Genomic DNA, 22,454 nt, shown 5'->3' with positions numbered 1-22,454 from the left:
GTTGTAAAAGAATTCGGTGGAGCGGTAGTTCAGTCGGTTAGAATACCTGCCTGTCACGCAGGGGGTCGCGGGTTCGAGTCCCGTCCGTTCCGCCACTTATTAAGAAGCCTCGAGTTAACGCTCGAGGTTTTTTTTCGTTTGTATTTCTATTTTTGCTAAAATCGCAAAAATCCTCTGCGTTTTCCGCCCTTTTTCCGCAACAGTCTAAAGCCCATAATCACCTTAGTTAACGAAAATAGCATTAAAAGAGGCATATTATGGCTATCCCTGCATTTGGTTTAGGTACTTTCCGTCTCAAAGACGACGTTGTTATTTCATCTGTGAAAACGGCGCTAGAACTTGGCTATCGCGCAATTGATACCGCACAAATCTATGATAACGAAGCTGCAGTAGGTCAGGCGATTGCAGAAAGTGGCGTGCCACGTCATGAACTCTACATCACCACTAAAATCTGGATTGAAAATCTCAGCAAAGATAAATTGATCCCGAGTCTGAAAGAGAGCCTGCAAAAATTGCGTACCGATTATGTTGATCTGACGCTAATCCACTGGCCGTCACCAAACGATGAAGTCTCTGTTGAAGAGTTTATGCAGGCGCTGCTGGAAGCCAAAAAACAAGGGCTGACGCGTGAGATCGGTATTTCCAACTTCACGATCCCGCTGATGGAAAAAGCGATTGCTGCTGTTGGCGCTAAGAACATCGCTACCAACCAGATTGAACTCTCTCCTTATCTGCAAAACCGTAAAGTGGTTGATTGGGCCAAACAGCACGGCATTCATATCACTTCCTATATGACGCTGGCTTATGGTAAGGCACTGAAAAATGAGGTTATTGCTCATATCGCAGCTAAACACAATGCGACTCCGGCACAAGTGATTCTGACGTGGGCGATGGGGGAAGGTTACTCCGTAATTCCTTCTTCTACTAAACGTGAAAACCTGGAGAGTAATCTTAAGGCACAAAATTTACAGCTTGATGCCGAAGATAAAAAAGCGATCGCCGCACTGGATTGCAACGACCGCCTGGTTAGCCCGGAAGGTCTGGCTCCTGAATGGGATTAAGCCTCTCTGACAGCTCCTCCGGGAGCTGTTTTTACATGCTCGCTAAGGAAATCGATAAAAGCCCGGATGCGCGTACTTACCGCACGGTCGCTGTAATAGACTGCACTGAATGGCATTTCCACTGGCAACACTTTATCTGCCATTAACTCCACCAATTCTCCGCGAGCGATTTCTCTGTCGATCATGTAGTCGGACAAACACGCAATCCCGTTGCCACTCAGGCAAAGCTGTTTCAGTGTTTCCCCACTATTGGATGACAAACCGTACTTCACCTCATGTAATTGTCCATCACTACAGGCTATCGGCCAGGTATTGAGGGAAGCGGGTTCAGTGAATCCAAGACAAACATGTTGCTTTAAATCGTCGATCGTTTCTGGCTTCCCGTAGCGGGAAATATAATCAGGGGAGGCGATAATTTTTCGATAACTGTTAAATAACGGCCTGGCACGTAAGCTGGAATCCGTTAACGTACCGGCGCGTATCGCGACATCTACTTTTCTTTCGATCAAATTAATAATCGTTTCGGAGGAGACTAGCGATAAAGTGACTTCCGGATAGCGTTCACGGAAAGGCTTAATCAACGGCATCAGAAAGTGCAGCACCACTGGCGTCGCGGCATCGATCCGTAACAGTCCACGCGGTGTATTACGCGTCTCCATAATTTCTGATTCTGCCGCAGCCATCTCCTGCAAAATCAACTGCACGCGACGAAAATAACGCTCGCCTTCTTCCGTCAGGCTAAGTTGTCGCGTGGTCCGATTAAGCAGGCTAACGCCGAGTTTCATCTCCAGCTTTTTCACCGCCCGGCTTACCGCTGAGTTTGCTTGCCCTAATTGTTCCGCTGCCCGGCTAAAACTGCCGCTTTCGACGACCGAAACAAAAATGGCGAGTTCTTCCGACGTGGCTTTCATTTTTGCTCCTGTTGCAAAATAGAAGAGATATTTTGAATTAATTTGTCATTAAACCATCAGGATAAGTGATATGTCATCCGATTTAATGTTCTCAATAATGAGCAAAATTCTGACCGGTGTAAGCACTTGCTTACATAACAATATACAATTGCTCGTTGAAAGAGTGAGCTAAAATCCCTATAACAGTAGAACCCTCCCGAGTGAGGAAGGGGTGACGTAATAGAGGTTTCAAAGTCAAAAGTGCGAAAAAACACCTATGCCATGCGCTATGTTGCCGGACAACCTGCGGAAAGGATCTTACCGCCGGGGTCTTTTGCGAGCATCGGCCAGGCATTACCACCCGGAGAACCGTTAAGTACCGAAGAGCGTATTCGGATCCTGGTGTGGAACATATACAAACAGCAACGCGCTGAATGGTTGTCGGTATTAAAGAACTACGGCAAAGATGCACATCTGGTTTTATTACAGGAAGCGCAAACAACGCCAGAGTTAGTACAGTTTGCGACTGCTAACTATCTTGCTGCTGATCAGGTACCCGCTTTCGTGCTGCCGCAGCATCCTTCCGGTGTAATGACCCTTTCGGCGGCACATCCCATTTATTGCTGCCCGTTACGCGAACGTGAACCTATTTTACGTCTGGCGAAATCAGCGCTGGTGACGGTCTACCCATTACCTGATACCCGCCTGTTGATGGTCGTCAATATTCACGCCGTCAACTTCAGTCTTGGCGTAGATGTTTACAGTAAGCAGTTACTTCCTATTGGCGATCAGATTGCCCATCACAGCGGCCCGGTCATTATGGCGGGAGATTTCAATGCCTGGAGCCGTAGAAGGATGAACGCGTTATATCGCTTTGCGCGGGAAATGTCGCTGCGCCAGGTGCGTTTTACCGATGATCAGCGCCGTCGGGCGTTTGGTCGCCCGCTCGATTTTGTTTTCTACCGTGGTCTTAACGTCAGCGAAGCTTCTGTACTGGTTACGCGCGCTTCCGATCACAATCCGCTACTCGTTGAATTCAGTCCCGGCAAGCCTGATAAATAAGGTATGTCAGGTCTGCCACAGGGCAGACCAACGTTTGGCGCTGCCCTTTTATACTCAAACAACAAAAGGACAGCGCAATGACAATACAATCCCACCATGACCACGTAGAAAAGCAGTTTAGCTCGCAGGCCAGTGAGTATTTAACCAGTACCGTACATGCATCCGGGCGAGATTTACAGCGCCTGGCGGTGCGTCTGGCTGATTATCCTGATGCAAATGTACTTGATATGGGCTGCGGAGCAGGGCATGCCAGCTTTGTCGCTGCGCAAAACGTGAGCGCGGTGGTGGCGTATGACTTATCTGCCCAAATGCTGGATGTCGTGGCACAAGCTGCCGAAGCTCGGCACCTGAAAAATATCACCACCCGCCAGGGATATGCCGAAAGTCTGCCATTTGCCGATAACGCATTTGATATTGTTATCAGCCGTTATTCTGCCCATCACTGGCATGATGTTGGTGCAGCACTGCGTGAAGTGAATCGGATATTGAAACCCAGCGGTAGGCTGATTGTGATGGACGTAATGTCTCCGGGTCACCCAGTGCGCGACATCTGGTTACAGACGGTAGAAGCATTACGCGATACCTCTCACGTACGAAACTACGCCAGCGGTGAGTGGTTGACGTTAATCAATGAAGCCAAACTGATAGTTGATAATTTAATTACAGATAAGTTACCGCTGGAATTTTCTTCATGGGGCGCCAGAATGCGTACGCCAGAAGCATTAGTAGACGCTATTCGCATTTACCAACAGAGCGCATCGACAGAGGTGAAAACGTATTTTGCCTTGCAGAATGATGGCTCTTTCACCAGTGATATCATCATGGTAGAAGCACATAAAGCGGCATAAATAAAAAAGGCACCGGGGGAATCGGTGCCTTTTTATTATCTGGTTTATCAGGAATCTGGCATGTTGCTGTTTTTCACAAACAACGTCAGCTTATCGCCTGGTTGCAGATTCGCAGTGTCGCTGTTCCAGCGCATCACATCTTTGATGTTCACGCCGTGGCGTTTAGCAATGCTTGAAAGCGAATCGCCTTTGCGCACACGATACGTAATGCTATCGCTGTTGTTTGCCAACCGCTGTGCGCTACTACCTGCGCCAATCGTCAGACTTTGGCCTGGTTTCAGCTTAGATCCGCGCAGTTTGTTCCACTGCTGCAAATCTTTGGTGCTTACGCCGAGACGTGAAGCGATACTTGAAAGCGTGTCGCCAGAACGAACGGTGTAAACACGGCTGTTAAGCGGCGTATTGTCGGCAACCAGTGTCGACTGTACGGCAGCAATTTCGCCGGAAGCCAGAGATTCACGCAGTTGATCTGCATGCTTCTTTGGCACCATCACGTACTGCGGGCCACTTGCGCCCAGCGTGGAGCCTTTCACGCCAGCGTTGAATGTCTTCAGCTTGCTGACGGAAATTCCCGCCATATCTGCAACCTTCGCCATATCAACCGGGCTACTCAGGTGTACACGCGCCAGAGCACGGCTTTCATCGGTCGTCGGCAGACGTACACCATAACGTTTGCTGTTTTTGAGAATATCGCTCAATGCCAGCATTTTAGGCACGTACTGCTTCGTTTCCTGCGGCAACGGTAGCGACCAAAAGTCCGTGGATTTCCCACGTGCTTTGTTCGTTTTAATTGCCTTCATGACCCGACCTTCGCCGCTATTATAAGCCGCTACGGTCAAAAGCCAGTCGCCGTCAAACATCTTGTTCAGACGTTGCATCATGTTCAGCGCGGCTGTCGTTGAAGCAACAACATCGCGACGCGCGTCATAATTGCGAGTCTGTTTCAAACCATAATTGCGCCCCGTGCTCGGAATGATCTGCCAGATGCCTGCGGCATTGGCGCCAGACGTCGCGTGAGGATCAAAAGCGCTCTCCACTATGGGTAGTAGTACCAGTTCCATAGGCATGTTACGTTTTTTAACTTGCCCGGCTATCCAGTACATATACGGCTCTGCCCGTAAAGTTACATCGTGGAGATAGCTCTTATTGCGTAAATATTTCTGTTTCTGTTCGCGAATCCGGTCATTTTCCGGAATTCCCATCTTTAGCTCGTCGCCAATGAAAGCCCACAAGTCACCATCTGGCGCGATAGACGTCCCATCGTCCATCCATCGTGCCTGACTTGTAAACTTTGCTGCTTCCCCTTGACCAGCTGCAGAAAGGCTCTGTGCGTGCTGTTGGACGTTACCGGTACTCTGGCAACCCACGAGCAGGACAGAGGCGAGTAATATCGCTTTTGCCTTCATGTGTGTGTCAATAGTTGCTTAAAAGACGACCGATCATAACGGCGAACGAAGCCGATGACAAGAAAGTTTTATCAGAATCTATCTTTCTTTGACCTTAACCAGGCAAAACGCTCCTCAGGTTGTTGCAATAATGTTTCTTTATTAATTACATTAATTAAATCAATATCTTCTGTTCTTAAAAAAACATTAATTTTCCGCTCATTTTTCAGAATTACGGGGAGTGTAATTTGATTTTTTGCCCGTAACTCAATAACTTTACGATAATAATCATTTATGGACAAATCGTGCGGAAGAATACTCAAGGCAAACTTCATATTTGATAAAGTATATTCATGAGCACAACATACCAGTGTATCGTCAGGTAGAGCACTTAATTTTTAAAGTGATTGATACATTTGAGAAGCTGTGCCTTCAAATAATCGCCCACAGCCACCAGAGAAAAGAGTATCACCACAAAATAGATAAGGATAACTGAAGTAACAGATATGTCCTAAAGTGTGACCTGGTGTAGCAATTACACTAAATTCATGCCCCAAAACGAAGGCAGTATCACCATCTTTGACTACCTGCGTTGTTCCCTTATCTTGTGTCTCTTGTGGACCGTAGACCACAATTTGTGGAAACTTTTCCACCAGTTCTTTTACGCCGCCAACGTGATCGTGGTGATGGTGGGTGAGAAATATGGCCTCCGGTTGCCAGTTATTGGCGGCAATGGCCTTTACTACCGGCTCCGCTTCTCCAGGGTCGACAATCAGGCAACGGCCTGCTTCATCATTCAAAACCCAGATGTAATTGTCATCAAAGGCAGGAATACTGTTAAGATTCATATATTACCTCTCAGTGTGAAACGGAAGGTTGTGATGAAACCGGCAAGGAACCCTCAAACAGTCGTGGCTCCTGATTGCTGGGGCGATTTGCCCTGGGGAGAGCTTTATCGCAAGGCGCTGGAGCGCCAGCTCAACCCATGGTTCACGAAAATGTATGGTTTTCATCTGCTTAAGATTGGCAATTTAAGCGCAGAAATCAATTGCGAAGCGTGCGCGGTTTCTCATCAGGTGAATGTTTCTGCGCAAGGAAAGCCCGTACAAGTGCAGGCGGACCCGCTTCATCTTCCTTTTGCCGATAAATCCGTCGATGTTTGTCTATTGGCGCATACGTTGCCATGGTGCACCGATCCGCATCGTTTGTTGCGTGAAGCCGATCGGGTATTGATTGATGATGGCTGGCTGGTCATTAGTGGCTTCAATCCCATCAGTTTAATGGGATTACGTAAACTTGTGCCGGTATTGCGAAAAACATCGCCTTATAACAGCCGGATGTTTACCCTGATGCGGCAGCTGGACTGGCTCTCTTTGTTGAATTTTGAAGTGCTACACGCCAGCCGTTTCCACGTTCTCCCGTGGAATAAACATGGTGGAAAACTATTGAGCGCGCATATTCCTGCGCTTGGTTGCTTACAACTTATTGTTGCCCGGAAACGGACTATTCCTTTAACGCTAAATCCGATGAAACAGAGTAAAAACAAGCCACGAATTCGCCAGGCGGTTGGCGCCACCCGGCAATGTCGTAAACCACAGGCTTAAACTTCGACTTGGTAGCCCGTATCTTCCAGTGTGGGATTCATTGCCGCGGCACGAGCCAGTTCATCGCAACGTTCGTTTTCTGGATGACCGGCATGGCCTTTTACCCATTCCCATTTGATTTGATGCTGCCCCAACGCGGCATCAAGACGTTGCCAGAGATCGACATTTTTTACTGGTTTTTTGTCTGCTGTTTTCCAGCCACGTTTTTTCCAGTTATGGATCCACTGGGTGATCCCCTGGCGGACATACTGGCTGTCGGTACTCAGAATGACTTCACAGTGTTCTTTTAACGCTTCCAGCGCGACAATAGCGGCCATCAACTCCATACGGTTGTTGGTGGTGCGGGTGTAGCCAGCGCTAAAGGTTTTTTCGCGTCCACGATAGCGTAATATAGCACCGTAACCCCCAGGTCCTGGATTACCCAGACACGAACCATCGGTGAAAATTTCTACCTGTTTAAGCATCTCTGGTAGACTTCCTGTAATTGAATCGAACTGTAAAACGACAAGTCTGACATAAATGACCGCTATGAGCACTGCAATTACACGCCAGATCGTTCTCGATACCGAAACCACCGGTATGAACCAGATTGGCGCGCACTATGAAGGCCACAAGATCATTGAGATTGGTGCCGTTGAAGTGGTGAACCGTCGACTGACGGGCAATAACTTCCATGTTTATCTCAAACCCGATCGGCTGGTGGATCCGGAAGCCTTTGGCGTACACGGTATTGCCGATGAGTTTTTGCTCGATAAGCCCACGTTTGCCGAAGTAGCCGATGAGTTCATGGACTATATTCGCGGCGCGGAGCTGGTTATCCATAACGCAGCGTTTGATATCGGCTTTATGGACTACGAGTTTTCGTTGCTTAAGCGCGATATTCCGAAGACGAATACCTTCTGTAAGGTCACCGATAGCCTTGCGGTGGCGAGGAAAATGTTTCCCGGTAAGCGCAACAGCCTCGATGCATTATGTGCTCGCTACGAAATAGATAACAGTAAACGAACGCTGCACGGGGCATTACTCGATGCCCAGATCCTTGCGGAAGTTTATCTGGCGATGACCGGTGGTCAAACGTCGATGGCTTTTGCGATGGAAGGAGAGACACAACAGCAGCAAGGTGAAGCAACAATTCAGCGCATTGTACGTCAGGCAAGTAAGTTACGCGTTGTTTTTGCGACAGATGAAGAGCTTGCAGCACATGAAGCTCGTCTCGATCTGGTGCAGAAGAAGGGCGGAAGCTGCCTCTGGCGGGCATAAATACCTGTGAAAGGCGCTAAAAATAGCGAGTTGGGCGATTTTTGCAGCAAACGATTCAAAAGATGAGAAAAATCGTTGACGAAGGCCGAGGCAATCCGTAATATTCGCCTCGTTCCCAAAGGAACACAACACGGAGCGGTAGTTCAGTCGGTTAGAATACCTGCCTGTCACGCAGGGGGTCGCGGGTTCGAGTCCCGTCCGTTCCGCCAATATTCAGAAAGCCTGAGTCAGTGATGATTCAGGCTTTCGTCGTTTTAGCCTTCAGGAGAGTTTGTTGCCCCTGAAGGCAAATAGATATAATCTAAAAAACTGTCACATCATATATAATGACCAGCTATTATAAATTCTGGCCATTTCTGTTATTCCAACGCATCCCATTTCTCCAGTAATTCTGCTGGAATTTCATTTATTACTTCCGAGAAGCGTTTTCCGACCAGACGCTCTGCCTGACGCAACAAGGGAATAGTCGGACTGCTCGGCTCACTATACTCAAACCAGCGGCGTATAACTCTCAAACGTTCCAGCGCATCGTTCCGGTCGCTAATTTGCCTTTGTTCTGCGCAGACCTTTCCGGTCTTTTCAGCAGGTATATCTTCGAGTGGTGCAACATACTCTGCCTGTGCCGTTTCAGTATTATTGATGGAGACATGCTCCGGAAGAACAGCCAATGTTTCCTGTGATGGGATCTCTGGCGTGGTTGATTGCACCGCTCCCGGTAACAGAGTCAGCAGTTGCGTAAGCCGCGAAAAGTCCGGAGCATGGTCATTCAGCATTTTACGCGCATGGCGTTGCAGTCGCTCAGTGTTTTCAGCGGCCTGGCGAAAAGCGTCTAGCGGCAGTACACCGCGAGCTTCCAGATCGGCCAATTGCTGACGTACCGATTCCGGCGCCAGGGCATCCGCCGGGCGTGATGCAGACAACGAGCGTTCCACATCTCGTACCTGGAGGCGCAAAGCGGCATTATTTGACAGCGTAATGCCTCGGATATCCGCCATTACGCCTTCGTGGTCCAGCAACGCCGATAGTGCGTTGCTGCGCGCCACTGCCGCATCTTCGGCGGTGATATCTTCAGTTGCAAGCAGTTGTGGATGGATGGTATCCGGGTACAAGCTGCACAGCGTTTCGAGTTGCGTGAGTGCCTCTGCCAGTCCTCTGGCTCCGGCCTGCTGGATACGGCAGCGCAGTAGAATCACCAGGATTCGGATATCTTTGCTTCGTGTCAGCAGGCGGCGAGCGTCTCGCTCGAGTTCTGCCCAGTTAATGGTTTCCGGCGTACTGACAAAATCGCCATATTGCGCTTCTTCACGCGGTGCAGCGCGGGTGAACAGCAGCAGGTATTCCGGATCATATTCCAGATCCGGGCCACAGGGGCGTTCGGCCGAAATAGGGTCTGACAGAGATGTATCCATTAAATTATCCTTAGTGCGCCAGATAGTGCTCAGGTTCGAAAATCATGCCTGTCACCGGATCGTCGTGCATGGTTTTTCCAGCCCAGGCGGTCCAGCCTAACTGATATGGGCCGCCGGTAACGGCAGGAGGAGCGGCGTGTGGTTTTAGCTGTAGCTCAATTTCCCAGCAGTATTCAAACCCGGTAAAGGCGCGAACCAATTCCGTCAATACGGGCAGGTTGTTGCCGCCAGGCAGGAAGCGTTGATAATCGGCCAGCGTCAGTGGGCCAATCACCAGTCTGAACTTATACTGCATGTCCGGCACGGCCTGACCGATGAGTGCGCCGTTGCCAATGACGGAAGAAAGGGCTGGTGTCCCCAGCCGGGTAATTTCATCATCTGCCACGGGTATCCAGTGCAGGACATATTCCTGTATCCGGAAAGGCACGCCGAAATAGTGCGCCAGCGTGGCAGCCAGCCCGTCTGGATTGCGTGATTCGCGCGCCAGATGAGCCGATGCCGCCAGGCGAACGTGATCCGGTAGCGGGCTGTCTACACTTTCTCGCAAATCTTGCCCGCTGAGGCTGGCGATATAAAAGGCAAATCGGTCATATTTCGGTTTATCCAGACCACCTCCAGCTGACTGGGCGCTGCGCCAGGCCTGATAAAACTGGGTCAGCCAGCGGTGATGAAAAAGGTCAGTAAAACAGGTTAGCGTCGGATCGCGGTAGCTTTCGGTCCGGTTACGCGCCAGTTCGGTGTAGTGCAGCGGCAGCGGGCCATTCGGCCCCCACAGCCCGAGGCTGTACAGACTGACGTGCAGGCGCCCTTCCTGCCAGCTTACACTGGCGATTTCCCGTGGTGCAAAAGTCAGCGCAGGTGTTTGCCCGAGGCGGAATTTTTCCATTCGTGGCTGCCAGGCACTACCTGCAGGGACGGTACACAACTGTACATTCACGCGGCGCATCAGGTTCAGAAAACCGTAACGCCAGGGCATTCCCTGCGCCTGAGTGAAATCGCCGTTCATACACTTCCCCGCTGTCCGGCCCTGACCGGCCAGGTCATAATTTTGCCGCGCTGCATACTGTGCAGCGTCATCTGCGAGAAGGTATTAATGGAAACATGACGGGCGATATAGTGTTCCAGCACCAGGCCGAACAGATACGGGCTGATGCCAGAAAAACCTTCCTCATCCACCGTCAGCTCACAACAGACGCCGCGACCATAGACCAGCAGCCCGGAACCCGGCAGACGGCGGGTGACCGGCGTTGTTTTGCAGCCAATCAGGCTGCGTAGCTGTCGTGATTGCGGACTGTCATGCGCCGGAATAAACAGGTTAAGCAGATCGCGTAGCGCTTGACCGCCAGTACGGTGATCCAGATCGGCCAACGGCAGATAATTAAAGGATAACTGGCGGATCAACCGCCAGGCCATTTCACGTTCCGCCAGTGGATGCTGCGGCGGACGAGGCGGACGAATAAGTCCCACGCCCGCCACCGGGATGGCCGCATCCACGGTCAGATCGTCCCAGCCATTGCGTGCAATAAGGCAGGGGAGATCGCGGTTGGTGACCATGGCCGTGATGGTGATATGGCGCAGATTTTCCGGGTACGGCGCTTCATATTGGTCAACCAGTGACAGGAACACTTCCGATCCCGTATAGGGGGTGCGGGTGCCGTAGCGGCGGGCGTTTTCCGACAACCGACGCGGCTCCCGGCGCAGGGAAAAATAGCGCCCGTGGTTGCCTTCATCGTTATTGCGGGTGTGGTAGAGCGGGCGAAAGGTCATTTTCCGTGTAGTGTCGGTTTCCAGCCCTTCCACTTCCTGGACCGAGAACACCTCATAATCGAGTGGATGGGTCCTGTCCACCACAAGGTGCTGCTCTGTCGAGCTGTGGGTGACGTCGATTCGGGCGGTGACGCGGGGAAAAAGGTTAACAACCGGGGTACAGAACAGGCTGAACTGTGACGCATTTGTCTGGTGGATCAGCCAGTCCGGCGGCAGGTGATTTAGTAAGATCACAATCTCCGCTACGCCGCCGTTAATTTTCTGTAACCCGGCAGACAGACCTGCCGGCGTGAAAAAATAAAAGCGTTCCGGACAGGCAAAATATTCATGCAGCAGGTTATGACCGTGAAATACGTTCCAGGCCAGTGGCAGCAGTCCCTGACCTGGCTCCAGCCCCTCGTAGGTAACTGGCTGTTTCAGATTTACATCCAGTACGCCGTCAAAATGACCCGGAACGCCTGCCAGTGTGGCAATGGAACTGGTATGCAGAAGTTCGAACAGGTGAGAGGCTGTGCGTTCCTCGCCGCAGAGATATAGCGGTAGCCTGTCCAGCCCGGCAAGTTGGCTAAACGTTAGTTCACCGAAGGTGCGCAGGGTAATACGCAGCGCACCGGCGACATGAATGTTGGTAGGTAGGTAGCGATGCAGAGCAGGCATATCCGGTGGAGCTGCAGTCAGGCGCACCTCTTCGATGGTGAGCGGCCACAGCGTCACATCCTGGCTGCTGCGAAACTGGCAGGCGGTACTTTCGCCTTCCGGAATGGCGGAAAAAAAAGCGGTGTCGCGTGGGACGGTGAATCCCTTCGCCAAATCGCCTTCTTCCGGATCGGGATGCAACTGTGCCACGCTCATTGAGGGCGTGGGAGTAACATAATTGGGGCTGACGACCTCCAGCAGGCGCTGGGTGAAACGCGGAAATTCAGCGTCAATTTTAAGCTGCGTACGGGCAGTCAGGAAGCTGAAGGCCTCAACCATCCGCTCCACATACGGATCGGCAATATCCGTTCCCTGCATTCCCAGCCGGGCGGCGACTTTGGGATGACGTTCGGCAAATTCGGCTCCCGTTTCACGCAGGTAGCTCAATTCGCGGTTATAGTATTCCAGTAGCCGTGGATCCATCGGTCACCCTCTATATTAAAAAAACGTAATGCGGCTCTGTTCCATATCCAACGCGCTGCGTACCCGGAATGCCGTCGGATACGGCTGCGTAAGGATTTCGCCACGAATTTCAAACTGTAATGTGTTATGGCCACTCTGGCGTTGTTCATCCTGTAGTGGAATTATTTGCAGGGTGGATGCTTTCAGCCGGGGTTCAAATCGAGTAATCGTGCGTAAAATAGCCCTGCGGATATCGTCCCACTTGTGTTCATACAGAAAGCTGCCTGCCAGTGGAGGCAGGCCGTAGTTCAGAACAGAAGCTGCCGCCTCTGGGTAACGAGTGGCATCAATATCATCTTCATGACTGACGGTGTTGAGTAAAAATGACAAATCCCGGCGGATGATCTCCTTGAACTGGACTGAACTGACGCTGATATCGTGATCGCGCTTCTGCTGCGGGGCATCGTCACACAGTCGATCAAACAATGTAGGCATCAGGTGGTTGCTTTGGCGCAAACGAGAGGCGCTCATGCGTCACTGCTTTCGGGTGTATTAAAGGTACAAGAGGTCATATCCAGCAGGCTGATATCGCCGTGGCTGGTGAGCCACATTTTTTGTCCTAACGCCGTAACCAGAGTTTCTCCAGGCCCATCCTGCCAGGTGGTTTCCCGGCACAGACGCAAGGTATCAGCAGCGCTTTCAGAACCACTGTAGCGAGAAAACAGCCAGGCGCTGTGTGTGTCGCCGTTGTGAAGTGTGATATTGACGGGTTTCCAGATTAGATCTGTCAGATTAGCCGGCAGGGGGGATTTCAGTGAACGAATTTGCGAAAATGGCAGCCAGATATACACGCCACCAGCGACCAGTTCCAGCACCGGGCTGGTACGCGAGTCACTGTCGCTTATCCAGTCGAATACGCCGCCATTCCACTGCCCGGTGGTGTCTGTTATAGCTTCAAGCGCGTGGCTGCGGTTGGCATCGGCTTCCTGCACTTCGCCGCGGGCGTTACAGGCGAGAGCAGCCAGTAAATCCTCCATCCAGGCGAGTGGTGGGAGAATAAAACCGGGACGCTGTTCGCCCTGAAAGCAGGAGTGACGGTATATTTCACAGCGGATCAGCTCGCCAAATACCTGTGCCTCGCGAGCATAATTGGCGTCCACTCGGGCGCACAGTTGAATTTGTTGCAGCGCCCGCGACCAGTCACCGATTGCGCACAATAACTGAAACAGGCTGTGCCGACGTGAAGCCTGTGCCGGGTGCATCTTTACCTGGTGTTCCGCCAGTTGAATGCTCTCTGCCACGGAATAGTCTCGCAGCAGCGCCGACAAGGTAGCCGGTAGCACGTTATTGTTTGTCATGAGTGATATCTCCGTGTTGTGCCGGGTTTATCCGGTAATGGCTGTCAATGCCGATGACACGGTGCTCTCGCTGCGTCAGATCGGGCAGAATGGCGTTATGCACTGCCTCCGGTTTGTATTCAGGAGAAAGCAGATGCAGGATATCAGGAGGAGTCTTTTTGGTAGGCCAGGTAGTTTCTCCTTCACCGGTGGCATCCAGTACATCGAGAATAGCGTCAATACTTAACCCGCCAGTGACCATATCCTGTAATGTATCGGCTTCAGTGACCAGATCACGCAATGAAGACAACTCCTGCGTGCCACCCTCTCCATTAAGGGGGAAAGGATCGGCATGACGATGAATATCTTGTTCAGGAGACAACAACGCCTGTCGGTATTCCTGATAAAGCAAGGTTAGTGGGGTATCTGAATCTGGGGTGCCTTCAGTAGCGACTGCGCCATGAACCGGAATAATATCGAACGGATTTTGCTGCTGCTGTTGTTGTTGTCGAAACCAGTCGAGATCGAGATATTCGGTTGTTGTTTCAGGCGAAATGACAGGCTGCAGTGCCGTTTTTTTCTCGCATGGATCAGGAGACATCGGATTGTCCCGGACAAGACACCAAGAAGATAACCCCCATTCAATCAGGTCCCCTTCATTCAGGCGCATACGGTGATGTGGCTCCACAATCAGGTCATTTACCGTGCAACAATATTCATCGGACAGATTGATTATCCACCATGCCTCTTCGTGGCGAGTCAGGCTGAGAGCAATCTTTGTATCCTCCTCCACATCAAAAACAGGGCTCCATGGCGCTTTGACTGTGAAGATAATCTGTGTTCCTGCAGTGGCGTAAATGGTGCCATCGGTAACTCCGTGCCCCTGTATTTTTTGCAGTCCCCAGGTAATATTTTGTTTCATTACGTATCACTGTATAGAGTGTTTTTTTAATAGAGTAATTATTTATATTTTTTAGATAAGTAACGCTGATTAATTTGCTTTATCAATATTAATTTTCTCGTAAATATATAATGGTGATTATTGCTGATATATATTCATTATATGAATTCAATTAACTTTTTGTATTGAAAATCATCATGAAAAAGATACTAACCGTTATATTACATTGCATTCTGTGATATGCATCATTGTTTCAATCTGAGATTTTGATAATTCTATTAATTAGAAATCTTAATCGGTACATTTATATTTATGTATCATTTATATGTTTTTACATCATTAGGTGTAACAGATGGACACTCCTGTTTCACGCAGTGCGCTATACGGAAAGCTAACAAGACCTTTATTTCGGTCTTTAGAATCTGCGACAACGTTCTGTAAATTGCGCGCTAACCCTTATGTCGAACTGATACATTGGTTGCATCAGCTAATACAACAACCAGAGAATGATATTCACAATGTACTTCGACATTACCAAATAACATCTTCTGATGTTGAGACGGCGTTAATTCAGCAATTGAATATATTACCTTCCGGCGCGAGTGTAATTAGCGATTTTTCCCACCACATCGATCTTTCTGTTGAGAAAGCCTGGATGTTGGCAAGTATCCGCTTTGGTGATCAAAAAATTCGTAGTGGTTGGTTACTACTTGCCTGGTTAACCACACCAGAATTATATCGAGTGTTAAAAAAGATCTGTGCGCCACTAGCTGCGCTGCCGGTAGATGAATTGTTAGATACTCTTCCATCTTTAATCACATCATCTCCTGAAATAACAGAAATGCCATATGACGGTTCGGATTTGAATTCTGCTGTTCCGGGGGAAGCAAGTCAGGTATTTCCGAGCGAATCAGCCGGGAGCAAATCCGCATTGGCGAAATACTGCCAGGACATGACAGCACTGGCGCGTGAAGGTGGTATCGATCCGGTCACCGGTCGCGGGCACGAGATCCGTACCATGACGGATATTCTACTGCGTCGTCGCCAGAATAATCCCCTGCTAACCGGTGAGGCCGGCGTTGGGAAAACGGCAGTGGTGGAGGGATTCGCGCTGGCGATTGTTAAGAGTGAAGTGCCGCCTTCATTGCGTAATGTACGGCTGCTGTCGCTGGATGTCGGGGCGTTGCTAGCCGGGGCGTCCATGAAGGGCGAATTTGAATCCCGTCTGAAGGCGCTGCTGGCAGAAGCTGCGCGCTCACCGCAGCCGGTGATTTTGTTTGTCGATGAAGTTCACACCCTGGTGGGCGCTGGTGGTTCATCCGGTACAGGTGACGCCGCCAACCTGCTGAAACCGGCGCTGGCGCGCGGCAGCCTGCGCACCATCGGCGCAACCACCTGGAGTGAGTACAAACGGCATATTGAGAAAGATCCAGCATTGACCCGGCGTTTTCAGGTGTTACAGGTCGCAGAGCCGGAAGAGGTTGCTGCTGTTGAGATGGTCCGCGGGTTAGTCAACACGCTGGAAAAACACCATGACGTCCTGATCCTTGATGAGGCCGTGCGCGCCGCTGTACAGCTTTCTCACCGTTACATTCCGGCCCGGCAGCTACCGGATAAGGCCATTAGTCTGCTGGATACGGCGGCGGCCCGTGTGGCGTTGTCGCTCCATACCCCGCCTGCGAAAGTCCAGTATTTGCGTCAGCAGCTCAACGCTGCCGAACTGGAGCGGGAGTTGTTATTAAAGCAGGAAAAAATGGGTATCCGCGCAGAGCGGGGCGACACACTGGCGACACGGATCGCATCATTGAATACAGACCTTTCTGACACCGAAGAGCGCTGGCAGCAGGAACTGGAGTTGGTTCATACCTTACAAAAACAACGTTCAGCAGAACCTGACGAGCATGACGAAACCGCGTTGCAACAGTCGGAAGTGGCATTAAGAGGTTGGCAGGGCGAAAACCCCGTCGTTTTCCCGGAAGTCAATGCGGCAGTAGTCGCCGCCATTGTCTCCGACTGGACCGGTATTCCCGCCGGCCGCATGGTGAAAGATGAGGCCAGCCAGATTCTGGAACTACCCGCACGTCTGGCGCAGCGTGTTACCGGACAGATGGACGCGCTGGCACAGATTGGCGAGCGAATCCAGACCGCGCGGGCTGGTTTAGCTGATCCGCGTAAACCAGTAGGGGTATTTTTACTTGCCGGGCCGTCTGGTGTCGGTAAGACCGAAACCGCGCTGGCGTTGGCGGAATCTATCTATGGTGGTGAGCAGAACCTGATCACCATCAATATGAGCGAGTTTCAGGAGTCGCACACCGTCTCCACGCTGAAGGGGGCTCCGCCCGGCTACGTGGGCTATGGCGAAGGTGGCGTGCTGACGGAAGCCGTACGCCGTCACCCCTGGAGTGTGGTGCTGCTGGATGAAATTGAAAAAGCCCATCACGACGTACACGAGTTGTTCTACCAGGTATTCGATAAAGGAGCGATGGAGGACGGCGAAGGTGTTCACATCGATTTCAAAAATACCACGTTATTGTTGACTACTAATGCTGGGGCAGAACTTATCAGCCAACTCTGTGAGGATCCGGCGCTGATGCCCGATTCGGCAGGGTTAAAAGAGGCGTTAATGCCAGAGCTACGCAAACACTTCCCGGCGGCTTTCTTGGGGCGTGTGACGGTTATTCCTTATTTACCGCTGGATGAGACGGCGCGTGGCGTTATTGCCCGTCTGCATCTCGATAGGCTGAAAGATCGAATGGTGGAGCAGCATGGTGTTTCACTGGTGTATGGCGATGAACTGATTACGCATATTGTGTCGCGCTGCCCGATGCACGAAACCGGCGCTCGTTTGCTCATCGGCTATATCGAACAACATATCCTCCCACAACTGTCCCGTTACTGGTTGCAGGCGATGACAGAGAAAACTGCCATCACGCAAATCCGCATTCGTGTTGATGACGATGAACAGGTTATTTTTGAAACGGATTAATGGAGCATCCTTATGGCAAAAGAATTAAGTGGTGCACTGTGGGTCAGTCGCTTTACTGGAAGTTCTTCCACCAATGATTTGCAGGGAGCTTTTCGTGCATCGGTTGATAATTTCTTGCGCGCGTCTGGTAATGCGCATTCAAGGGGCCGTATTTCTGCAACATATCGTCCTCCTGCCAGAGCATATCTCATGCACGGGTCAATTGATGGACATTAAATATGACTTTTCGTTATTCGGCGTTGTGGACATTTCTGTTAATGATGTTCGCTTTCTGTGTTCAGGGGGAACCGCCTTTACCACAGGATGTGCAGCATTTTCTGAGTGATGCGGAAATGTGCCAGCATCTTGCTGGTGAATGGGACAGTTCTTTACCAGAGAAGGATAAAAGAGACATCGAAAAGGGGGTTGATACCTGGTGTCCTCCGGCGAAGAAATCACTCCCTGTGCTGCGGGAAAAGTACAAAGAAAACAAAGAGATTATAAAAATACTCTCTGCGTATGATTTTTAAACTGTACCGTCGGACCACTCCCCTGGTGTCGTCGGCTGACTGATAAGGAAATGAAGGATTATGGCTATCAACAATAGCGCGCAGAAGTTTATTGCCCGCAACCGAGCGCCCCGAGTGCAGATTGAGTATGACGTTGAGATTTACGGCTCCGAGAAAAAAATCGAGCTGCCGTTTGTCATGGCAGTGCTGGCCGATCTGGCCGGTAAACCACGTGAAGAGCTGCCATCGGTCACCGACCGTAAATTCCTTGATATTGATATCGATAACTTTAATGAACGTATGAAAGCCATCGCGCCGCGCGTGGCGTTTGCTGTCCCCAATACGCTGACGGGCGAAGGGCAGTTAATGGTCGATATCACGCTGGAGAATATGGACGATTTCTCGCCTGCGCAGATTGCCCGTAAGGTGGATGCCCTGAACCAGCTGCTGGAAGCACGTACTCAGCTTGCCAACCTGCAAACCTACATGGATGGTAAAGCGGGAGCAGAAAATCTGATCAACAAACTATTACAAGACCCGACGTTACTGAAAGCTCTGGCCAGCGCGCCAAAACCTGTCGTTCAACAGGAAAGTGTCTTATCAGGTGAAACGGGAACAGCAGACTAACTGCGATTTTATTAAGGAACTTTCATGGTAAACGATACTCTTCTGGCGACTGGCGACCTCTCTGCTGCGCAAACCACTGCCTATCAGGAAACGGAATTTGATTCGCTGCTGGATAAAGCCTTCCGTCCCAAGACTCCTCAGGCTGCAAAGGCAGTTGAGGCGGCAGTTCAGACGCTGGCCCAACAGGCTCTGACAAATACGGTCACTGTTAGTGATGATGCTTATAAAAGTATTGCTGCAATTATTGAGCAGATCGATTTCAAATTAACTGAGCAGATCAAACTAATCCTGAGTCATCCGGAATTTCAGAAACTGGAGTCCTCCTGGCGTGGGATGGAACATTTGGTTTACAACACCGAAACCGATGAAAAATTAAAAATCCGCTTTATGAACCTTTCGAAGGATGAATTGCGGAAAAATATGAAGCGTTACAAAGGGATCGCGTGGGATCAAAGCCCCATGTTCAAAAAGTTGTATGAGGCCGAATATGGGCAGTTAGGCGGAGAACCTTACGGTTGTATTATTGCGGATTATTATTTTGATCACACACCACCGGATGTGGATCTGCTCGGCTCCATTGCCAAAGTGGCAGCCTCAGCCCATGCGCCGTTTATTGCCGGGGCCTCTCCGTCAGTGTTACAGATGGACTCCTGGCAGGAACTGGCTAATCCGCGTGACCTGACCAAAATTGTGACCCAAAACCTCGAATACGCACCGTGGAACTCGCTGCGAAAAAGTGAGGATTCTCGCTACATTGGCCTGACGATGCCACGTTTTCTCTCCCGTTTGCCTTATGGTGCGAAAACAAACCCTGTCGATGAGTTTGATTTTGAAGAAGATGCAGATGGCGCAGACCACAGCAAATATGTCTGGAGCAATGCCGCCTATGCAATGGGTGTAAATATCAACCGTTCTTTCAAACATTACGGTTGGTGTACGTTGATCCGTGGTGTGGAATCTGGTGGAGCGGTGGAAAATCTGCCCTGTCATACCTTCCCGACCGATGACGGCGGCGTGGATATGAAATGCCCGACAGAAATTGCCATCTCTGACCGTCGTGAAGCTGAACTGGCGAAAAATGGTTTTATCCCACTTATCCACCGTAAAAACTCTGATTACGCAGCCTTTATTGGCGCGCAGTCTCTGCAAAAACCGCAAGAGTATTACGATCCGGACGCAACGGCCAATGCCAATCTCTCAGCTCGTTTGCCATATCTGTTCGCCTGTTCACGGTTTGCGCACTTCCTCAAATGTATCGTGCGCGACAAGATCGGCTCGTTCAAAGAGCGTGAAGATATGCAGCGCTGGCTCAATGAATGGATCATGAACTACGTTGATGCCGATCCGGTGAACTCCTCGCAGGAAACCAAAGCTCGCCGCCCGCTGGCAGCTGCCGAAGTGGTGGTGGAAGAGGTGGAGGGGAATCCGGGCTATTACGACGCCAAATTCTTCCTGCGCCCGCATTTTCAGCTTGAAGGGTTAACAGGATCACTGCGTCTGGTGACAAAACTGCCGTCAGTAAAACAGGGTAATGCCTGATTTTTATGAATATTTTAATGAATGATGCCGGGTAATACTCTGGGGGATATATGGCATATGTTTATGGACTGGTAGATTCATTGCAGGGCACTGACATGGTGGGAATGGCGGGGGCAGGAGACAGAAAGGAATGTGTGTTCTTAGTTCAGGTATATGCACATGTGGGGAATACTGGAGCCTGGAAGCAGGGGCAAAAGGTTTTTGGGGATAAATCGATCCCCAGAGGAACAGCAATTGCCACTTTTGTTAACGGAAAGTATCCCTCGAGGCAGAATGAGCATAAGCATGCCGCTTTCTATCTGGAACAGGATAGTCAGTATATTTATGTTATGGACCAGTGGACAGGTAAAACCACGAAAGTCTCTGCACGCCCTATTTCCCGAAAAGGTGGAATGCGCAGCGATGGAACATATCCTGATGCCAGTAATAATGCGGAAGCTTTTTATATTATTGAGTAGAGGATAGATTCAATGGGGACACGTTTTATTTTTTCTCTGTTGTTGGGTTTTATGTTGTTTTATTCACAATTTGTTACTGCGTGGGAAGTCAGTTGCCCCGTGTTTATCAATATAAAATCCTCAACAACAGTACTGGAGCCAGATATATCTGCATCGTGGCAGAGATCTTCCCGCTATGAACCCCGTCTGTGGTTGGACGGGGTAGGGATGTCGCAGGGAAAACCTGAAAATCGGGTGGATCTAAAACCAGAGACAGAGACAATAAAGGGTGAAACCAGGCAAATATGGGATACCACAATGGCCAGTAATCAGAATAGTGAACGTTACTGGGTTTCCTGTATTTATAACCATGGACAGGTTTGGTTATCACAACCGGTCCCTGCATTGGCGACACAGTGCCAGGCATCTTCTTTGCCGGGGCAGCGGGTACCAGGAGAGTCATCGGTATCTGTGACATGTAAATAGAAGTAATACATTCATTTTGTGAATTAATGACGTGCCGGTATCTCATTACCGGAAATTATATAGCCTTCTATTCTTCTGAAATTAAGGAGAGGGGGGGCTGTACGGCCATGGTTTACCTGAATTCATATGCGAAGATAAACCAGGGATTATTTTAAGTAATTCTTAATAAGGAAATGAAAATGGCTTATGATATTTTTCTGAAAATTGACGGCATTGACGGCGAGTCAATGGATGACAAACATAAAAATGAAATTGAGGTGCTGAGCTGGCGCTGGAATATCCACCAGGAGTCCACCATGCACGCAGGTAGCGGTCTGGGATCCGGCAAAGTCTCCGTGACTAACCTGGAGTTTGAACATTACATCGATCGCGCTAGCCCGAACCTGTTCAAATACTGCGCCTCTGGTAAGCATATTCCGAAGTCCATCCTTGTCATGCGCAAAGCAGGCGGCAATCCGCTGGAATACCTCAAATATACCTTCACTGACCTGATTGTGGCTGTTGTTTCCCCCAGTGGTAGTAAGGAGGGTGAGATCGCCTCCCGCGAGAGAGTCGAACTCTCTTTCAGCACCGTGAAGCAGGAATACGTGGTGCAGAACCAGCAGGGTGGCAGTGGCGGCACTATCACGGCAGGTTACGATTTCAAAGCTAACAAAGAAATTTAAGCAATATTTTCCCGGCCAGGTATATAGCCTGGCCGGTTTTTATTATTTGATTTTAAAGGAAATTACAGTGAATAAATGGCGTAACCCCGGTGGGTGGTTATGTGCGGTAGCTTTGTCTTTTGTCTGCCTGCTTTCCGGGTGCAGCATTGACAGCGACGATGTGCCGGAGCTGATGTCACAAAGACTCGATCTGGTGGTTAAGGCTTCCGATAAGGTGAATCCTGACAATCAGAAAAAAGCCGCGCCCATAGAGATACGCGTTTATGAACTGAAAAATGATGCAGCTTTCATAGCGGCGGACTGGTGGTCCCTTCAGGACAATGACAAAGCTGTTCTTGCCGATGATTTACTCCACCGCGACAGCTTTATCTTGCGCCCGGGCGAGGAGAAAAAGCTGCGTCGTGCTCTCAATAAAGAAACCATGGCACTGGGGATCCTCGCCGGCTATCGCAATCTGGGAAAATCAGTCTGGCGGGCCACGTATAAAATTCCTGATCCCCCGGAAAAAAGCTGGTACAGCCGCTTTATGCCGAAGAAAAAAGTCGAACTGGATGCCGGTATAGAGCAAAGCGCTATAGTGATTAAAGAACGGGATGAGTAAATT

General features: G+C 50.1%; 23 protein-coding genes, 2 tRNA genes and 1 pseudogene. 16 read left to right on the top strand and 10 right to left on the bottom strand.

The window, feature by feature from the left end; all coding sequences use genetic code 11:
* The first annotated feature begins 18 nt into the window (after positions 1–18).
* Both FEK50_RS23470 and dkgB read left to right on the top strand, forming a co-directional pair.
* Positions 19–95 (top strand) — tRNA-Asp (locus FEK50_RS23470).
* A 162-nt stretch (positions 96–257) separates the two neighbouring features.
* The gene (gene dkgB / locus FEK50_RS23465) at positions 258–1,061 is read left to right on the top strand and encodes a 2,5-didehydrogluconate reductase DkgB (protein ID WP_131162112.1); all 804 of its coding nucleotides are present in this window, start codon (positions 258–260) and stop codon (positions 1,059–1,061) included.
* On the opposite strand, the gene yafC is transcribed toward dkgB, so the two are convergent.
* The gene (gene yafC, locus FEK50_RS23460; RefSeq protein WP_130260828.1) at positions 1,058–1,972 is read right to left on the bottom strand and encodes a DNA-binding transcriptional regulator YafC; all 915 of its coding nucleotides are present in this window, start codon (positions 1,970–1,972) and stop codon (positions 1,058–1,060) included. The two genes, dkgB and yafC, sit on opposite strands and share 4 nt — an antisense overlap.
* Positions 1,973–2,212: 240 nt before the next feature.
* Here yafC and FEK50_RS23455 point away from each other — a divergent pair, with 240 nt between their 5' ends.
* Both FEK50_RS23455 and FEK50_RS23450 read left to right on the top strand, forming a co-directional pair.
* Positions 2,213–3,013, top strand: a complete 801-nt coding sequence (locus FEK50_RS23455) for an endonuclease/exonuclease/phosphatase family protein (RefSeq protein ID WP_089628352.1) — start codon at positions 2,213–2,215, stop codon at positions 3,011–3,013.
* 77 nt (positions 3,014–3,090) lie between these two features.
* Positions 3,091–3,861 (top strand): class I SAM-dependent methyltransferase, encoded by a 771-nt coding sequence (locus FEK50_RS23450; RefSeq protein ID WP_131162113.1) that lies wholly within the window; start codon positions 3,091–3,093, stop codon positions 3,859–3,861.
* Between the two features lie 47 nt (positions 3,862–3,908).
* On the opposite strand, the gene mltD is transcribed toward FEK50_RS23450, so the two are convergent.
* Positions 3,909–5,267 carry a murein transglycosylase D gene (gene mltD, locus FEK50_RS23445; RefSeq protein WP_131162114.1) on the bottom strand — a complete coding sequence of 453 codons (1,359 nt, stop codon included), beginning with the start codon at positions 5,265–5,267 and terminating at the stop codon, positions 3,909–3,911.
* 71 nt (positions 5,268–5,338) lie between these two features.
* A pseudogene (gene gloB / locus FEK50_RS23440) lies at positions 5,339–6,094 on the bottom strand (hydroxyacylglutathione hydrolase).
* Between the two features lie 33 nt (positions 6,095–6,127).
* Between gloB and FEK50_RS23435 the strand changes: the two are divergent.
* A complete protein-coding gene (locus tag FEK50_RS23435) occupies positions 6,128–6,850 on the top strand; it encodes a class I SAM-dependent methyltransferase (RefSeq protein ID WP_131162116.1) in 723 nt (240 codons plus the stop codon).
* On the opposite strand, the gene rnhA is transcribed toward FEK50_RS23435, so the two are convergent.
* On the bottom strand, positions 6,847–7,314 hold the full coding sequence (gene rnhA / locus FEK50_RS23430; protein WP_000917883.1) for a ribonuclease HI: 468 nt from the start codon (positions 7,312–7,314) through the stop codon (positions 6,847–6,849). The two genes, FEK50_RS23435 and rnhA, sit on opposite strands and share 4 nt — an antisense overlap.
* A gap of 64 nt (positions 7,315–7,378) precedes the next feature.
* Here rnhA and dnaQ point away from each other — a divergent pair, with 64 nt between their 5' ends.
* Positions 7,379–8,110: a DNA polymerase III subunit epsilon gene (dnaQ, locus tag FEK50_RS23425; protein ID WP_001366128.1), complete on the top strand. Its 732-nt coding sequence runs from the start codon at positions 7,379–7,381 to the stop codon at positions 8,108–8,110.
* A 132-nt stretch (positions 8,111–8,242) separates the two neighbouring features.
* Positions 8,243–8,319: transfer RNA gene (locus FEK50_RS23420), tRNA-Asp, on the top strand.
* 150 nt (positions 8,320–8,469) lie between these two features.
* On the opposite strand, the gene FEK50_RS23415 is transcribed toward FEK50_RS23420, so the two are convergent.
* Genes FEK50_RS23415 through tagK form a run of 6 tightly spaced genes read right to left on the bottom strand, consistent with a single transcriptional unit; the run spans position 8,470 to position 14,643 of the window.
* The gene (locus FEK50_RS23415; protein ID WP_131162117.1) at positions 8,470–9,519 is read right to left on the bottom strand and encodes a type VI secretion system ImpA family N-terminal domain-containing protein; all 1,050 of its coding nucleotides are present in this window, start codon (positions 9,517–9,519) and stop codon (positions 8,470–8,472) included.
* A 10-nt stretch (positions 9,520–9,529) separates the two neighbouring features.
* Complete coding sequence (tssG, locus tag FEK50_RS23410; RefSeq protein ID WP_131162118.1) at positions 9,530–10,525, bottom strand: type VI secretion system baseplate subunit TssG; 996 nt, start codon at positions 10,523–10,525, stop codon at positions 9,530–9,532.
* Positions 10,522–12,405 (bottom strand): type VI secretion system baseplate subunit TssF, encoded by a 1,884-nt coding sequence (gene tssF, locus FEK50_RS23405; protein WP_131162119.1) that lies wholly within the window; start codon positions 12,403–12,405, stop codon positions 10,522–10,524. Before tssF ends, tssG begins: the two co-directional genes overlap by 4 nt.
* Positions 12,406–12,420: 15 nt before the next feature.
* Positions 12,421–12,915: a type VI secretion system baseplate subunit TssE gene (gene tssE, locus FEK50_RS23400; RefSeq protein WP_130209743.1), complete on the bottom strand. Its 495-nt coding sequence runs from the start codon at positions 12,913–12,915 to the stop codon at positions 12,421–12,423.
* Positions 12,912–13,742, bottom strand: coding sequence for a type VI secretion system accessory protein TagJ (locus FEK50_RS23395; protein WP_131162120.1), 831 nt, complete (start codon positions 13,740–13,742; stop codon positions 12,912–12,914). Before FEK50_RS23395 ends, tssE begins: the two co-directional genes overlap by 4 nt.
* Positions 13,729–14,643 (bottom strand): type VI secretion system-associated protein TagK, encoded by a 915-nt coding sequence (gene tagK / locus FEK50_RS23390; RefSeq protein ID WP_131162121.1) that lies wholly within the window; start codon positions 14,641–14,643, stop codon positions 13,729–13,731. Before tagK ends, FEK50_RS23395 begins: the two co-directional genes overlap by 14 nt.
* 331 nt (positions 14,644–14,974) lie before the next feature.
* Here tagK and tssH point away from each other — a divergent pair, with 331 nt between their 5' ends.
* From tssH to tssJ, 9 genes are all read left to right on the top strand, one after another.
* Positions 14,975–17,608 (top strand): type VI secretion system ATPase TssH, encoded by a 2,634-nt coding sequence (tssH, locus tag FEK50_RS23385; protein ID WP_131162122.1) that lies wholly within the window; start codon positions 14,975–14,977, stop codon positions 17,606–17,608.
* 12 nt (positions 17,609–17,620) lie between these two features.
* Entirely contained in the window at positions 17,621–17,824 is a 204-nt protein-coding gene (locus FEK50_RS23380) for a hypothetical protein (RefSeq protein WP_240725786.1), read from the top strand.
* 2 nt (positions 17,825–17,826) lie between these two features.
* Positions 17,827–18,117 (top strand): hypothetical protein, encoded by a 291-nt coding sequence (locus FEK50_RS23375; RefSeq protein WP_130209735.1) that lies wholly within the window; start codon positions 17,827–17,829, stop codon positions 18,115–18,117.
* Positions 18,118–18,177: 60 nt separating this feature from the next.
* Positions 18,178–18,723 carry a type VI secretion system contractile sheath small subunit gene (gene tssB, locus FEK50_RS23370; protein WP_130209733.1) on the top strand — a complete coding sequence of 182 codons (546 nt, stop codon included), beginning with the start codon at positions 18,178–18,180 and terminating at the stop codon, positions 18,721–18,723.
* A 24-nt stretch (positions 18,724–18,747) separates the two neighbouring features.
* Entirely contained in the window at positions 18,748–20,262 is a 1,515-nt protein-coding gene (tssC, locus tag FEK50_RS23365; RefSeq protein ID WP_165489004.1) for a type VI secretion system contractile sheath large subunit, read from the top strand.
* Between the two features lie 50 nt (positions 20,263–20,312).
* A complete protein-coding gene (locus tag FEK50_RS23360; protein WP_131162123.1) occupies positions 20,313–20,720 on the top strand; it encodes a BPSL0067 family protein in 408 nt (135 codons plus the stop codon).
* A gap of 12 nt (positions 20,721–20,732) precedes the next feature.
* Positions 20,733–21,185 carry an STY0301 family protein gene (locus FEK50_RS24805; protein WP_072018659.1) on the top strand — a complete coding sequence of 151 codons (453 nt, stop codon included), beginning with the start codon at positions 20,733–20,735 and terminating at the stop codon, positions 21,183–21,185.
* A 179-nt stretch (positions 21,186–21,364) separates the two neighbouring features.
* A complete protein-coding gene (locus FEK50_RS23350; protein ID WP_000312804.1) occupies positions 21,365–21,850 on the top strand; it encodes an Hcp family type VI secretion system effector in 486 nt (161 codons plus the stop codon).
* Between the two features lie 67 nt (positions 21,851–21,917).
* Positions 21,918–22,451, top strand: a complete 534-nt coding sequence (tssJ, locus tag FEK50_RS23345) for a type VI secretion system lipoprotein TssJ (RefSeq protein WP_130209761.1) — start codon at positions 21,918–21,920, stop codon at positions 22,449–22,451.
* The last annotated feature ends 3 nt before the right edge of the window (positions 22,452–22,454 follow it).

Source organism: Escherichia sp. E2586, from assembly GCF_005781105.1.
Classification (GTDB): Bacteria; Pseudomonadota; Gammaproteobacteria; order Enterobacterales; family Enterobacteriaceae; genus Escherichia.
Note: the sequence above shows the minus strand (reverse complement) of the source record. Positions and strands in the feature narration are given on the sequence as shown.

What these genes read in the sequence shown, in the direction of transcription:
- dkgB (WP_131162112.1), top strand. Translation starts at nt 258, where the DNA reads ATGGCTATCCCTGCATTTGGTTTAGGTACTTTCCGTCTCAAAGACGAC.
- yafC (WP_130260828.1), bottom strand. Translation starts at nt 1,972, where the DNA reads ATGAAAGCCACGTCGGAAGAACTCGCCATTTTTGTTTCGGTCGTCGAA.
- FEK50_RS23450 (WP_131162113.1), top strand. Translation starts at nt 3,091, where the DNA reads ATGACAATACAATCCCACCATGACCACGTAGAAAAGCAGTTTAGCTCG.
- mltD (WP_131162114.1), bottom strand. Translation starts at nt 5,267, where the DNA reads ATGAAGGCAAAAGCGATATTACTCGCCTCTGTCCTGCTCGTGGGTTGC.
- FEK50_RS23435 (WP_131162116.1), top strand. Translation starts at nt 6,128, where the DNA reads ATGAAACCGGCAAGGAACCCTCAAACAGTCGTGGCTCCTGATTGCTGG.
- rnhA (WP_000917883.1), bottom strand. Translation starts at nt 7,314, where the DNA reads ATGCTTAAACAGGTAGAAATTTTCACCGATGGTTCGTGTCTGGGTAAT.
- dnaQ (WP_001366128.1), top strand. Translation starts at nt 7,379, where the DNA reads ATGAGCACTGCAATTACACGCCAGATCGTTCTCGATACCGAAACCACC.
- FEK50_RS23415 (WP_131162117.1), bottom strand. Translation starts at nt 9,519, where the DNA reads ATGGATACATCTCTGTCAGACCCTATTTCGGCCGAACGCCCCTGTGGC.
- tssG (WP_131162118.1), bottom strand. Translation starts at nt 10,525, where the DNA reads ATGAACGGCGATTTCACTCAGGCGCAGGGAATGCCCTGGCGTTACGGT.
- tssF (WP_131162119.1), bottom strand. Translation starts at nt 12,405, where the DNA reads ATGGATCCACGGCTACTGGAATACTATAACCGCGAATTGAGCTACCTG.
- tssE (WP_130209743.1), bottom strand. Translation starts at nt 12,915, where the DNA reads ATGAGCGCCTCTCGTTTGCGCCAAAGCAACCACCTGATGCCTACATTG.
- FEK50_RS23395 (WP_131162120.1), bottom strand. Translation starts at nt 13,742, where the DNA reads ATGACAAACAATAACGTGCTACCGGCTACCTTGTCGGCGCTGCTGCGA.
- tagK (WP_131162121.1), bottom strand. Translation starts at nt 14,643, where the DNA reads ATGAAACAAAATATTACCTGGGGACTGCAAAAAATACAGGGGCACGGA.
- tssH (WP_131162122.1), top strand. Translation starts at nt 14,975, where the DNA reads ATGGACACTCCTGTTTCACGCAGTGCGCTATACGGAAAGCTAACAAGA.
- FEK50_RS23380 (WP_240725786.1), top strand. Translation starts at nt 17,621, where the DNA reads ATGGCAAAAGAATTAAGTGGTGCACTGTGGGTCAGTCGCTTTACTGGA.
- FEK50_RS23375 (WP_130209735.1), top strand. Translation starts at nt 17,827, where the DNA reads ATGACTTTTCGTTATTCGGCGTTGTGGACATTTCTGTTAATGATGTTC.
- tssB (WP_130209733.1), top strand. Translation starts at nt 18,178, where the DNA reads ATGGCTATCAACAATAGCGCGCAGAAGTTTATTGCCCGCAACCGAGCG.
- tssC (WP_165489004.1), top strand. Translation starts at nt 18,748, where the DNA reads ATGGTAAACGATACTCTTCTGGCGACTGGCGACCTCTCTGCTGCGCAA.
- FEK50_RS23360 (WP_131162123.1), top strand. Translation starts at nt 20,313, where the DNA reads ATGGCATATGTTTATGGACTGGTAGATTCATTGCAGGGCACTGACATG.
- FEK50_RS24805 (WP_072018659.1), top strand. Translation starts at nt 20,733, where the DNA reads ATGGGGACACGTTTTATTTTTTCTCTGTTGTTGGGTTTTATGTTGTTT.
- FEK50_RS23350 (WP_000312804.1), top strand. Translation starts at nt 21,365, where the DNA reads ATGGCTTATGATATTTTTCTGAAAATTGACGGCATTGACGGCGAGTCA.